This is a genomic window from Mesorhizobium sp. XAP4 (assembly GCF_029269325.1).
GTDB classification, from domain to species: domain Bacteria; phylum Pseudomonadota; class Alphaproteobacteria; order Rhizobiales; family Rhizobiaceae; genus Mesorhizobium; species Mesorhizobium ciceri.
The window spans coordinates 631,907-644,473 of sequence record NZ_JARIXW010000001.1 but is presented as its reverse complement, the minus strand read 5'-3'; the positions used below and the strand labels follow the sequence as shown (position 1 = coordinate 644,473).

The following is a 12,567-nucleotide window of genomic DNA, read 5'->3' as shown; positions in this document are numbered from 1 at the left end:
CCAGCCGGCGCGAACCGCCGGCTGGCCGGGATGTTGGCTCTATTTCACGTCGACCTTCAACTGCTGCCACAGCGCCAGATAGGCTTCGCGCTGGGCATCGGTGATCGGCGCCTGGAACTGGATGCGTTTGGCCACCTCGGGGTCGCCCATGACCTTGCGGTTGAAGGCATCCTCGGGCAGCGCTTCCACCGCCCTAGTGTTGGCGGAGACAGGAGCACCGACCTTGGTGACCCATTCGACGTAGAATTTCGGGTCGATCATGTAGTTGATGAAAGCCTCGGCGCCGGCGACGTTCTTGGCGCCGACCGGAATGGAAAACGCGTCGAGCCAGGCGACGGCACCCTCCTGCGGCACGACCAGAGAGACCGGCAATTTGAAATGCGTCTTGGCGCGATCGGCCGAGCCGCTCCAGTAGGTGCCGATGTCGATCTGGTTGGAGGCGACCATCTGGTTCCAGTCGTTCTCTGAACTCCAGAAGGTCTTGATCTGCGGCATCAGCGAGGTGAGCTTCGCCTTGACCGCATCCATATCCTTGATGTCGTTGATGTTCTGGCCCGTTGCGATGGCGCCGAACTGCACCGCTTCGACGGCATCGTCGCGAATGACGACGCGGCCCTTATGGGCGGCATCCCACATCTCGGCGATGCTCGTCGGCGGCTTGTCGAAGGATTTGTCGTTGATGGCGAGCGCGGTGAGGCCCCACACCCACGGCACGCCATAGACCTTGCCGTCATGGACGAGCATCGGCGATCCCGCCTTGTCCTTGCTGATGTCGGCGTAGTTCGGCAATTTGGAGACGTCGATCGGCTGGATCAGTTTGCCGTCCATCGCCTGGTCGTTGAAGGCGGCATTGATCATGACCACGTCGTAGAGACCGGGATTGGTCCGGATCTTGGTCAGCATTTCCTGTTCGGAATTGAAGAAGTCGTTGACGACCTTGTTGCCGGTCGCTTTTTCGAAAGCCTCCACCGCCCATGGTTCGTCGGCGCCGTATCCCTTCCAGTTGAGCACATGCACTTCGTCAGCCTTGGCGGCGAACGCGAGTGCGGAGGTAAAGACGGCAGTCGCCGTCAGCAGAGCAGTCAAGTCAGGCATGCGCATGGTTGGTTCCTCTCTGTGGGTTTGCCCGGTTCCCGGGCTTGTCAGGCTTTCCAGCTGTTATGCATTGGCCTTCTGTGTCCGGCCTGCTCCCGCCGGATCGGCGGCATGGCTCAGGAATGTCTGGATTTGGTGGTCGGTCGGCGCCGACGAGCCGCCATGGCGGGTGACCGATATGGCCGCTGCCGCATTGGCATAGCGCGCTGCCTCGAAGGGCGGGATGCCGCGCGCCAGCGCGCTGACGAAAGCACCGATATGGGTGTCGCCGGCGCCATTGGTGTCGATGGCGGTGACCTTGAAGCCGGCAACGGTCTGCGCCGTGCCGTCGGCCAACCTGATATGGCAACCCTTTGCCCCGGAGCGGATGACCACGCCCGCTGCTTTCGGGCAGTGGTCGCCCAGCAGCCGTACCGCGAGGCCCTCGACATCGCCTGGGCCGGCAATCTCGGCGGCTTCCGTCGTGTTGCAGCTCAGCCATGTGGTGCGGGCAAGCACCCGCGACAGGATGGGACGCGGAATGTCCGTGATGACCGGCGTCGGGTCGAAGACGAAGGGAATACCTGTCGGCAGCGCCTCGATCCAATCAGTGAGCGCATCGCGACTCTTGGGGTAGCTCAGCGTGTAGCCGGAGGTGAACACCCAGTCACCCGGTGCCACCGCGACCGGCGCCATCATGTCGAGGCTGAGAACGCTCTCCGCACCAGGCCACGACACAAAGGTGCGTTCGGCGTCGCTCGAGATCATGGCGACGCAGTTGCCGCTGTCCATCACGGGCGATGGCGGCGTCAGTGTCTCGATACCCTCGGCTATGAACGCAGCGCGCAGGAAATCGCCATTGGGCCCGCTGCCGAGTTGGCCGCCGAACACCACCTGCATGCCGGTGCGGCTGGCCGCGACCATCATGTTGAAGCCGCCGCCGGCGACCTGGGCAAAGCTCGATGCCGTCTTTTCCATGCCGGGCGCCGGCAGGGCGTCGATGCGGTAGACATAGTCGACCACGGCACTGCCGACATGGACGAGACGGCCCCTCATTCCGCCGCGTCCTTGCCGGAACCGATTTTCGCCATCCTTGCGGCCACGAGATCGGCGGCGAGCGCGCGAACCTCCGACATGTCGAGGCCGACAAGCCGGGCGATATGCTGTTGCGGCAATCGGGAAAAACCGCTGCAGGCGCCGGCCATGCCGGCGGCGATGGCGCCGATCGTATCGGTGTCGCCGCCGAGATTGGCGCTGATGACGGCTGCTTGCCATGGGTCGCCACGCGCGACTTCCAGCACGGCGAAGGCCGCCGGAACGGATTCCTGGCTGGCGACGCCGGTGCCAACCAGATCGGTGATCAGCCGGATCGCATCCCTGATCGCCTTGCCGCGCACGATGTCTTGCGCCCAGACGATGCGCGCGGCGATGTCGCCGCCGGTCACCCAATGTCCGAGTGTCGCCCCTCGCCTCGCCGCCGCGACCGCGCTGGCGGAAGCGTCGCGCCAGCCACCGCCGGCGACGCCGCGGCTGACGGCTGCCGCAACGGCAGCGGCGGAGGCGATGGCAATCGAGGTGTTGTGCGTGGCCCGGCAGGTCTCAGCCACCTTGCCGACGAACCCTTCCAACGGTTCGAGCGGCATCATGATGCCGACCGGCGCGATACGCATCGCCGCACCATTGGTGTCGCCGCTGCGCCCCGCTTCCTCAGCCGGCATACCATTGTTGATGGCGTCGATGGCGCGTTTGGTCGATGGCCCCAAAAGGTCATAGCTGCCACGCGCCTTAACCTCGCGTTCCCAGTCGAGCAGCGCATTGACCCAGCGCGCGTGGTCGAAACGGTCGCCGGATTCGACCAGGATGCGGCCGAGCAGCAACGCCTGCTCGGTATCGTCGGTGATGGTGCCGGCGGCCAATCCCTTCGACACCGGATGATCCGGGAAAGGCTCGATGAAATCCTCAACATGGCCGTAGAGTTCGGCAATGCGAACCGGCGACAAAAGCTGCGTCGGCATGCCGAGCGCATCGCCCAGCGCTCCGCCGACAAGCGCCCCCATGGCGCGGTCAATAGCCTTGCTGGTTGCATCCGACACCGCTCAGAACCTCATATGCAGCGCAAAATGCGCCGGATTGAGCAAGCTGGTGACGTACTCGATCGGCCGGTCGTCGGCGGCGCGCGTCAGCCGGCGGCCACGCAGGAAAGGCGTGCCTTGCGGGCAGCCGAGGATGGCCGCATCCTCGGCATTGAGCATCTCGATCTCGACCCATTCCTCGCCATGGTCGGGAATGAGGCCGGCGACGCGCAGCGTCTGGTGCAGCGAGCCCTCGCGCAATCCGCGCAACGGTACGTCCTCGAGCTCGGAGGACAATGGCAACCGGCTGCGCTCGATGGAGATCGCATGGCCGTCGCTGGCGTTGGTGCGCACCCGGTCGACGGCGATGAAGAACGGGCTTTCGATGCCAAGCAGCGCAGCCAGATCGGGGTCTTCGATGACCTCCAGCCGCAGCGTCCGCGTCTCGGCATTGGCGCCGGCATCGGCCAGCGCGCGCGACCAGCCGATCGAGTCGTCGACCGGCTTGCCGTCGAAGGTGACGAACGAGCCGATACCAACCTTGGTCGTGATCAGCCCGCGGCTGGACAGTTCCTCGAGGCCTTTGCGGACCGTATTGCGGCTAACGGAGAAGCGCTGGACGAGTTCGTTCTCGCTTTGAAGGCGGTCGCCGAAACCGAGGACGCCGGAACGGATCTCATGTTCGAGGACGGTGGCGATCTGCTCGGGCTTGCCCGTGCCGGGAGACAGTTGAACCGCGCGCCGCTTCATAAGGGTACCTGTTCAATGAACCTGTATAATCCTGTTCAATACCGAGGCCCGGATGCTATGTCAACAGATGCCGAAGACTGACCAACAGGCAGCGAAATGTGCGGGATAACCGTGCAGGGCGTGCCGAGAGGCAGGTCAATAGCCCTGAAAAGCCGGTCGGCGATCGCCAAAAAGGGGCATACATCAAGGGGATGGAGCCAGATCCTGATTCAATTTCACCAGGGGCAGGCTACGGGATCGACACCTCACGCGGTTCGACGAGGATGTCCGCCTCGATAGCGGCGTTGATGAACGCCGCTCTTGCCGCCGAGACTTCTTTCTTTCCCTCGAGCACGGCCAGACAGGCCTTGCGGGCAACCATATGCTTTTGCCCGGTCGCAACCGGCCAGCGGTTCAGCAGGATGTCGGCAGCCTGAGCGACCCGCTCCACGTTGAAGATCGAGTTTCGCGATCGGCCGAGCGCAATCCTGACCGGCTCATCGAAACGCTGATCTTGCACGATGCCACTCCCCAAAGTCGGCATTCATCGATTCGCGGCCTTCAACCCCGAGCAATGTGATAGGTTCTGCGCCAAAGGTGCAAGATGTCCGATTCCAGTGGCCAGAAAAATCCCAGGCTGATCGTCGTGGTCGCGTTCGATCGCGGTGAGGATGGCGAGTTGTTCCCAGCCTTTGGACCCGCCGACCAGCAGAGCGAGGATCGCGCCATACGCACCGCCAGGGCTCTGACGGCAAAGCATTCCGGCGTCATCGCCTGGAGCCGTGAGGCCGATCCGACGCTGGGCGAATATGGTCCGCCGAACACGCTCTTCGTCAGCGGTGACGTGCCTGACATGGAGTAGTCGACTGGCGCCAGCATCTGAACGCCTCGCCCATAGGGTTTGATGCGAGCCGGTTTTGCCTCGCCAGCAAGCAAAAGCCCGCTACGGTGAACCGGAGCGGGCCTTGGAGGAGGACAAGGGGTGGGACCCTCTCCTCTTGTTTCCACGGGGGGGGTGTGGACCGCAATGACCATACGAAAGTTTTGCAGAGTGCAGGATCACAAGCCGGCTTGCCTGCATCACAATCCGGTGCACGCCGACATTGGGGCGCTCACGAGATTGCGATCAGTTGGCGATAACCCGGCTAGATGCACCCGAGTACGACAAGCACGATGACGATGAGCAGCACGAGCCCAAGGCCGCCGCCGCGATAGGAGCCGGCGCCGTAGGATTGCACGTCGCAGCTGCGATGTTCAAAAGACGAGCGCTCCAAAGGCCTACCGTTCCGCGATTGTGGCGGGCATCGCGCGGAAGAAGTCACGCCAGCACAGAAACGGCCATCCAGGTGATGGCAACCAGAATTTAATTCCGGCACGCCTGTGGACCGCAGAAAGCCCACCAGTGTGGCGGGCTTTCCGATCGGCCGGAGATGGCGAGAAGCCGATTGCAGAAGCAATTACGCGAGGTAGTGAGTTTCAGCTTCACAGAGAGAATACTGAAATTAAAGTGTGGTATATATATCTCAAAATTTCTGAAATAATAAAGTTGTAATATTAGTTTGCACAAACAATGCGCAGGTCTATTGACGATCAACGTTGCCAGCGTGATTGCAGACCGAACGATTCTGCGCGCCGGGGCGCTGTCAAACGACGCCGTAGAACAGCCTGTAGTGGACGCGCTTCATATAGTCCCGGTACTCCGGCGTGGCGGCCAGCAGCGCCTCTTCGCGCAGGATGCGGTGCACCTGGAAGAAGGTGATCACCGCGTAGACGGCTAGATTGTAGAAGGAAAAGGCCGATAGCAGGAACAGGAGATGGCCGGCAAGATAGCCGGCATAGATCGGATGCCGCACCAGACGGTAGGCACCGCCTGTCATCACGCCGCGATTGCCCGGCAGAATGGCGAAAGAACGCCCCAGCGATATCTTTCCCCAGATCACGAACCCCAACGCCAGGGCCTGCAGCGGCGCCGCAACATGGACCGGGATGATCGCCACGCCCGGCTCCAGGTCGATGAAACCGACACCGAAGCTGGCGATCACGGAGACAACCACCGTGAGCGGGTTCCAGTCGCGAACCTTCGGCCGACGCGACAGAAGCAGCCAGGTAAAGGTCAGGATCTCGGAAATCGCCACCAGCGCCACATTGATGCGCGTCGGGTCGAGCATCAGGTGATACACGCCGCGGTAGACGAACATGCCCGCGAAGGCCAGCGCGCAGATCCGAAAGAAACCTTCGCGCAAATCCACCAGGATCTCACGCTTTCGGGCTGCGGACAGAATCGTGCCGTCACTGACGTGCGAAAGCGCCTCGCTTTTTGATATCAGCAATGCAAACACCCCAATGATCCCTCAGGGCGACCTTTGCACGCAACCATTGCCGGGCAGTTAATCAACAAGATCAGATCGGTCTTAAACTGGCTGTCGGGGAGCCAGGGCGCCACTTCCAGACGACCTGCTCCACGCGGTCGCCCAGAAAGACTGGCGACCCATGTCATTTGGTTTTGCCAGACTAGCTCAGATAGTCGTTGCGGAAATAGCTCCCGAAATCCGGGCGTCGAGCAACCAGCTTGCCGTCGGAATCGCGCAAAATGCCGGAGGCGAAGAGATAGTCGCCAATCGCTTCCATCTTGGCCGGATCCATCGTCCCGATGGCCCCGCTTTGGCTGCGTAGATAATGGCCGTCGATCAATGCCTTCAGCGAGGCGTGGATCAGCGCCGGATTGGTCAAGGCATCCTTGTTTGCAGCGATCAGCAGGGTTGCCGCATCGTCGGGGTGGTCGACAGCGAACTGGTAGCCGCGTCGCGTCGCCTGAACGAAGTCGGCCGCAGGCTTAGGATTGGCCTGGAGATAGGCTTCGCTCGAAGAGATCAGCGTCGTGTGCTCGTCAGGCACGCCATAATCGGCATAGACGAAGCTGCGCTGCTTGACGCCCCTGAGTTCGGCTTCGACACCCTCCCAGGTCGAGACTTCGAGCGTGAAATCGACCGACCCATTGGCCAGCGCCTCATAGGCTGAGGTGCCGAGCGTCACCGTCTCGAAATTGCCCTTGCCGCCGTCGTGGCGGATGATGGTCGATATCAGCGCGTTTTCCCAGGCACTGCCGAAGCCGCCATAGATCAAGCCGTCGAGGCTTCTTGGGCTTTTGATCTCGTTGCGCGCCGCATTGAAGACCACGCGGCCTGTTTCGGACTGCACCACCGCATAGACGCCCTTCAGATCCGCCCCGGCGGTTCTCTGGGTGAACAGGCTGATGGTGCCGTTGATGCCGAAATCGGCGACGCGGTTTGCGACCAGCGTGCCAGCACCGGTATCGCTGTAGGGCAGGATGTCGACCTCGAGTCCGGCCTCGCGATAAAATCCTTTGTCGCGGGCGACGAACAGTCCGATGTGGTTGGTGTTGACCGTCCAGTCGAGGGCGACGGTGACCTTTTGTGCCGCCGATTGTGCTCGAGCCCGACGCGTTCCGGCAATCAAGGGAAGGCCGGTGGCAAGGGTCAGCAACAAGGCCTGCCGGCGCGTCAAGTCAGTCATGATCGTGTCCTTTGGATGGATTGGGGTTGAGGATGATGTCGAGGATTTCGGCCTCGAGCGCGCTTGCCTGGCGCGCGGCATCGCCGCCAAGGCTGCGCGGGCGCGGCAACGGCACCCTGATTTCACGCACGATGCGGGCCGGGCGCGCCGACAGCACATAGATGCGGTCGGACAGGAACACGGCTTCGCGCACGTCATGGGTGATCAAGAGCGCCGTCCAGCGATGATGCCGCCACATCTGTTCGAGCCAGCGCTGCATGGCGGTGCGGGTCAGCGCATCGAGCGCGCCGAACGGCTCGTCGAGCAGGAGCATGTCGCGCTCCTGCACCACGGTGCGCAGCAAGGCCGCGCGCTGGCGCATGCCGCCGGACAGCTGCGCGGGAAAATGCCGCTCGAAGCCGGCAAGCCCGAATTCGGCAAACAACGGCGCAACGCGCGCCCGCGCCGCCTGTCTCCTCATACCTTGCACTTCGAGCCCGAGCGTCGTGTTGTCGAGGATGCGCCGCCATGGCATCAGCGCGTCGCGCTGCGGCATGAAGGCGAAGTGCCTGCCGTGGTCGTCGAGCCGCGCGCCGTCGAACAACATCTCGCCCTCGCCATGCTCGGCGCCGGTCAGAAGCTGGAACAGCGTCGACTTGCCGGCACCCGAGGGTCCAAGGATCGAGACGAATTCACCAGCGCCGACGCTGAGCGAAATATCGGCCAGCACGTCGAGCCCACCGAACGCCTTGTGCACATGCCGCAGTTCGAGCCGGCTCATCGCCAGGCCCCCTTCCCGGCAGTTTCCCTGTCGGCTCGCTCCCAGGGCATGGCAAGGCGCTGCAGCAACACGGTCAACCCGAACAGGACAAGGGTCAGCGCCGCGCTGACACCGACGGCGGCAAGAACCAGATCAGGACGGAAATTGTTTTTGGCGTTGAGCATGTAGATGCCCAGACCCTTCGCGGCACCGGCATACTCGGCGAAGATGGCGCCGACCACCGCATAGGTGATGGAGATCCTCAACCCGGCAAAGAAGTAAGGCAGCGCCGAAGGCAGCCGCGCCAGCAGGAAGATGCGCCAGCGCCCTGCCCCCATGGCGCGCAGCATTTGCCCGATCTCGGCCTCGGTCGCCTCATAGCCTTCGACCAATGCGACCAGCATCGGAAAGAAGGTGACCAGCGCCACCAGCATGATCTTGGGCGCCAGCCCGAAGCCGAACCACAGCACCACCAGCGGCGCGACCGCCACCAGCGGCAAGGTCTGGCTGACGATGAAGACGGGAAACAACGCACGCCGCAGCGGCTGGAAGAAGTCGACCAGCATCGACAGCACGAAGGCGGCGCTGAGCGAACAGGCAAAGCCAAGCAGCGTGGCACGGATGGTCGGAACGGCATTGTCGACCAGCGCCTCGCGATTGAGCATCGCTTGCTCGAAGACGCGTGACGGCGCCGGCAGTATCGTGGCCCTGATGCCGGAATAGGTGGCATAAAGCTCCCACGCCAGCAGGAGCAAACCGGCCGAGATCATGGCCGGCATTGCCTTGACGAGAAAGCTCGCGATCGGGCGCGAAGCGACTGATGATGAGACCACGGGAGATAACCTTTGACGGCCGCGAGAGCGGCGCGGCTTCAGACGGCCGACGGGCTGTTGGCCGAGACCGTGACGTCGAGGGTTACGTGGCCAGCGCCTGGTCCGAAACGGCAGAAAGCCTCGTCCAGCGCCGAAAAGATCGCACCGGCATCACCGCGCAGTTTCGTGCAGAAATGTTTGGAGCGCTCATAGACGCCGGACTGCTTGAGAAAGTCTATGCAGCCGTAGATCTCGTCCATGTGGTCGTCTGTGCCCATCACATAGAGCGAGAACTGCGCCGCCGCAGGCTGGCCGGTGGCAGCAGCATTGCGCACCGCCGCGATGGCCGCGTCCTTGCGCGGGCCGAGTGGACCGACGGGCCCGCCAAACGCATCGGAGCGGCAGATCGGATCGTCCGGCTCGCCAGGGCAGCCGCGCGAGATGGTGGCCGACAACACGCAATGTTTGCCGCTGCGTGCCGCCGCCACGAAGAGGTCGCGCATGGCAGGAAACAGCACTTCGGGCGGCCCGACCAGCAAGGTCGAGATGTCGTCGGTCTCGATCCTGAGTTTGTCGCGCCAGGGATCGAGCGCACCGAGCGCGCCAAGGATGACACCGACGAAATCGTCGGTCATGGGATATAGGGAAATCTGTGCGCCTGAAAACATCGCCCGCCTCGCTCCGCTGGTATTACCCAGATCAGCTTCTAGGGTCTGTGGGTTTGCCGCCCCCGTCTCAGCCCCGACCGTACGGAGCACCCCTGTGGATGTGCGCCTTAAAGCATCATTCGAGTTGAAGGAAAAGCCGTTTTTTTATCGCACTGCGCCAAAAGCATTGCGCCAGGGCGGGAGCAGTTGGCTCTGCCGGCGCGAGAATTTATCGGGAACCTTCACCAGGCCGCGAGGTTGTCCCACCAGTCGCTACGCGACGAGTTCACAGACAATGGAGACAAACCATGTTCATGAAAATCCTCGCAGCTTCGGCGCTCACCATTGGCCTGGCGACATCGGCCATGGCGCAGAGCAATGGCACAAGCGGCACCGACGGATCCGGCGGCAGCGGCAAGTCGGTCACCGTCGACCCAAATACGCCGGCTTCGCCGAACACGGTAGACCCCGGCACGACCAACAGTACGACGGTAGCACCGGGCACCACGAATTCAAACGCGGATGAAAATTGCCCTGCCCATCCGCAGGGCGCACAGCCCGATGCCAGTGGAACGTCGCCGGGCACCACCGCGCCGACAGTTAATGACAACCATTGCGGCAAGTAGGAATTGCAATGAAAAGAAGCCGCGGAGCGAGCGCTCCGCGGCTTCTCAAATCCTGTCGTATCAGTGTATCTACGGCACCGCTTTTTCCCGAACCGGCAGCTTCCACCCCGGCCTGACGAAGTGGCAGGTGTATCCGTTGGGATATTTCTCCAGATAGTCCTGATGCTCGGGCTCGGCTTCCCAGAAGGGGCCAACGGGTGCGACTTCGGTGACGACCTTGCCCGGCCACAGGCCCGAGGCATCGACATCGGCGATCGTGTCCTCGGCGATGCGCTTCTGTTCGTCGCTGGTGTAATAGATCGCCGAGCGATAACTCGTCCCGACATCGTTGCCCTGGCGGTTGCGGGTCGTCGGATCGTGGATCTGGAAAAAGCGTTCCAGCAGCGTGCGATAGCTTATGATGGCCGGATCGAAATTGATCTCGATGGCTTCGGCATGGCTGCCGTGGTTGCGGTAGGTGGCGTTGGGCACGTCGCCGCCGCTGTAGCCAACACGGGTGGAAATGACGCCGGGATAGCGCCGTATCAAATCCTGCATACCCCAGAAGCAGCCACCGGCAAGGACTGCGCGTTCGGTCGAAGTCGCCATATCACGTCTCCTCAAAGGCAAGTTTGTCTGGACATAGATGGGCATTGTCACCTGCTTCGTCCAGCGGACCGGCGGATCTGCTTCAGTTGCTCGGTCGGGCGAGGCCGTCGATAGCACCCGGCAACTGCCGCGCGCCAGGCGGAATGGCTGCGAAGCTAATCGCCACCGGCGGCGCCTTGAGCGACCAGTCGAAAAGAACGGTTTTGACCGGGATGTCGCCCACCCACGCCTGCAGATAAGATGGCACATCGCGCCCGGGCCAGACCAGCAATATGCCATGCTCGCGCAGCCGCTCCTTGGTGATCCAGGGGGCGTACTGCATGTTCAGTTCGGTGAAGATCGACGGCTTGTCATAGGCATTGAGGCCCGCCAGCGGCGCAATAAGGGCATGGCCGCCGACGATGTCGAGCCGATCGGGCGTCGCAGCGTGCCAGACAGCCTCTGCCTCATCCGAGATCTTTTGCGCCGGCCAGCAGACGGCGTCCATGCGCCCACGCAGATTGCATTTCGTCCAGCGGATGCCCGCATAGGCACCGGATATGCCGACAATGGAGATGAGCGCGCAGATCGCCAGCTTTCGCATCTCGATGGCGCCGAGGCGATGGCCCAGCAAGGCGAGCGCCACAACGCCAGCAAGATTGTACATCGGCGCGCCCCAGGCCTCGCCGGCGCCGGTGAACAGGGACGCCACCATGACGAGGATCGCCGGGCCAACCCCCATCCACAAGAGATAGACCAGCGTGCCGCGCCCGACGGGCTTTTGCGGCGCGGGCGAGCGCCGCAGCAGCCCTGATATCGCCAGCACCAGAAGAAAGCCGCAGAGCCCAGCCATCTGGACGCCGATATAATAAAAGCGGGAGCGATGAGCCACCACCCACTGATCGCGCCAGGCGGCATAGGTCAGCGGCAGGAAATCGACGCGGCAGAGTTCGGCGGCCAGTGGAGCGGCGACAGCGCCGAAAACCGCGAGCCCGAGCCATGGCCAGGGCGTGGCGAGCCGACTGCGTGCGCGTGTGTCCGACAGCAGCCAGATCGCCCCGAAAAGCAATAATAGGCCGGTGGAAAGCTTGGCATAGAGCCCGACGCCCGACACCAGCCCGAGCGCCAGCCACCAGCCCGGCCCACCACCACGGCCCGCACGCCACAACAGCCAGCAGATAGCGGCCCAGAAGGGCATCTGCGCGTAGTCATGATTGAACTGTGGGGTCGGCCAGCCGAAGAAATAGAGCGAGGGCATCAGAAGCACGGCGGCCAGCGCGCGGGTTCGCCCGAGCATGTCGCGGGCCAGCAGATAGACTAGCACGAAAGTGGCCGAGATCGTTAGCTGAGCCACGAGATATTGCGGCCAGCGGAACGATCCGGTCAGAAGATGGCTGATCTCGAGCAGCCAGCCGGGAAGCTGTGGATGCTTGTAGGTCAACAGCACCCATTCGCGGCCCCACATGAAGCCTTCGACGACATCGTTGGGCGGTGACACGTCGACAAGCGCGGGCGCCACGGTCCAGCACAGGATCTGTGTCAGGCATAAAAGCGCTAGGCCGGCTTCTGGATAGCGCGTCAGCCCCTGCCAGATCGACGACTGCCGCCAGTCGCCTGGAACAGAACTGCCGACCGGCAGCCAACCGTTCATGGGTTCGTCGATTCGCGTCATGCGGTGGATAAATCACACCGGACGGTTTTTGGAACAGCCCAGAACTCGAAGCTTACGAAAATGTATACTTGGGCGACCATGGCAAAACCAAGATT

General features: G+C 62.8%; 15 protein-coding genes and 1 riboswitch. Of the genes, 2 read left to right on the top strand and 13 right to left on the bottom strand.

Annotated elements, in window-relative coordinates; translation table 11 throughout:
- Nucleotides 1-39: 39 nt before the first annotated feature.
- The 5 genes from P3C39_RS03375 to P3C39_RS03355 form a co-directional block, all read right to left on the bottom strand.
- The gene (locus tag P3C39_RS03375; protein ID WP_275952666.1) at nt 40-1,101 is read right to left on the bottom strand and encodes an ABC transporter substrate-binding protein; all 1,062 of its coding nucleotides are present in this window, start codon (nt 1,099-1,101) and stop codon (nt 40-42) included.
- 57 nt (nt 1,102-1,158) lie between these two features.
- The gene (locus P3C39_RS03370) at nt 1,159-2,130 is read right to left on the bottom strand and encodes a PfkB family carbohydrate kinase (protein WP_275952665.1); all 972 of its coding nucleotides are present in this window, start codon (nt 2,128-2,130) and stop codon (nt 1,159-1,161) included.
- Complete coding sequence (locus P3C39_RS03365) at nt 2,127-3,167, bottom strand: ADP-ribosylglycohydrolase family protein (protein WP_275952664.1); 1,041 nt, start codon at nt 3,165-3,167, stop codon at nt 2,127-2,129. The genes P3C39_RS03370 and P3C39_RS03365 overlap by 4 nt, the downstream gene beginning before the upstream one ends.
- 3 nt (nt 3,168-3,170) lie before the next feature.
- Entirely contained in the window at nt 3,171-3,896 is a 726-nt protein-coding gene (locus P3C39_RS03360) for a GntR family transcriptional regulator (RefSeq protein WP_013530802.1), read from the bottom strand.
- Between the two features lie 229 nt (nt 3,897-4,125).
- The gene (locus tag P3C39_RS03355; protein ID WP_013530801.1) at nt 4,126-4,395 is read right to left on the bottom strand and encodes a DUF982 domain-containing protein; all 270 of its coding nucleotides are present in this window, start codon (nt 4,393-4,395) and stop codon (nt 4,126-4,128) included.
- Nucleotides 4,396-4,479: 84 nt separating this feature from the next.
- Between P3C39_RS03355 and P3C39_RS03350 the strand changes: the two genes are divergently transcribed.
- On the top strand, nt 4,480-4,737 hold the full coding sequence (locus tag P3C39_RS03350) for a hypothetical protein (RefSeq protein WP_013530800.1): 258 nt from the start codon (nt 4,480-4,482) through the stop codon (nt 4,735-4,737).
- Between the two features lie 283 nt (nt 4,738-5,020).
- Here the strand turns inward: P3C39_RS03350 and P3C39_RS03345 are convergent, their stop codons facing one another.
- From P3C39_RS03345 to P3C39_RS03320, 6 genes are all read right to left on the bottom strand, one after another.
- Complete coding sequence (locus P3C39_RS03345; protein WP_275952663.1) at nt 5,021-5,113, bottom strand: DUF3309 family protein; 93 nt, start codon at nt 5,111-5,113, stop codon at nt 5,021-5,023.
- Between the two features lie 405 nt (nt 5,114-5,518).
- A complete protein-coding gene (locus P3C39_RS03340; RefSeq protein WP_275952662.1) occupies nt 5,519-6,214 on the bottom strand; it encodes an isoprenylcysteine carboxylmethyltransferase family protein in 696 nt (231 codons plus the stop codon).
- 172 nt (nt 6,215-6,386) lie between these two features.
- Nucleotides 6,387-7,409 (bottom strand): ABC transporter substrate-binding protein, encoded by a 1,023-nt coding sequence (locus P3C39_RS03335; protein WP_224675515.1) that lies wholly within the window; start codon nt 7,407-7,409, stop codon nt 6,387-6,389.
- Nucleotides 7,402-8,169 (bottom strand): ABC transporter ATP-binding protein, encoded by a 768-nt coding sequence (locus P3C39_RS03330; protein WP_063168554.1) that lies wholly within the window; start codon nt 8,167-8,169, stop codon nt 7,402-7,404. Before P3C39_RS03330 ends, P3C39_RS03335 begins: the two co-directional genes overlap by 8 nt.
- On the bottom strand, nt 8,166-8,927 hold the full coding sequence (locus P3C39_RS03325; protein ID WP_275953157.1) for an ABC transporter permease: 762 nt from the start codon (nt 8,925-8,927) through the stop codon (nt 8,166-8,168). Before P3C39_RS03325 ends, P3C39_RS03330 begins: the two co-directional genes overlap by 4 nt.
- A gap of 92 nt (nt 8,928-9,019) precedes the next feature.
- Nucleotides 9,020-9,628, bottom strand: a complete 609-nt coding sequence (locus P3C39_RS03320; protein WP_164919913.1) for a YkoF family thiamine/hydroxymethylpyrimidine-binding protein — start codon at nt 9,626-9,628, stop codon at nt 9,020-9,022.
- Nucleotides 9,619-9,732: riboswitch (TPP riboswitch) on the bottom strand. It overlaps the preceding gene by 10 nt.
- A gap of 183 nt (nt 9,733-9,915) precedes the next feature.
- Here P3C39_RS03320 and P3C39_RS03315 point away from each other — a divergent pair.
- On the top strand, nt 9,916-10,233 hold the full coding sequence (locus tag P3C39_RS03315; protein WP_064993900.1) for a hypothetical protein: 318 nt from the start codon (nt 9,916-9,918) through the stop codon (nt 10,231-10,233).
- Between the two features lie 69 nt (nt 10,234-10,302).
- On the opposite strand, the gene msrA is transcribed toward P3C39_RS03315, so the two are convergent.
- Together msrA and P3C39_RS03305 are read right to left on the bottom strand one after the other, a co-directional pair.
- Nucleotides 10,303-10,821 (bottom strand): peptide-methionine (S)-S-oxide reductase MsrA, encoded by a 519-nt coding sequence (gene msrA / locus P3C39_RS03310; protein ID WP_013530793.1) that lies wholly within the window; start codon nt 10,819-10,821, stop codon nt 10,303-10,305.
- An 82-nt stretch (nt 10,822-10,903) separates the two neighbouring features.
- The gene (locus P3C39_RS03305; RefSeq protein ID WP_013530792.1) at nt 10,904-12,451 is read right to left on the bottom strand and encodes a glycosyltransferase family 39 protein; all 1,548 of its coding nucleotides are present in this window, start codon (nt 12,449-12,451) and stop codon (nt 10,904-10,906) included.
- Between the last annotated feature and the right edge of the window lie 116 nt (nt 12,452-12,567).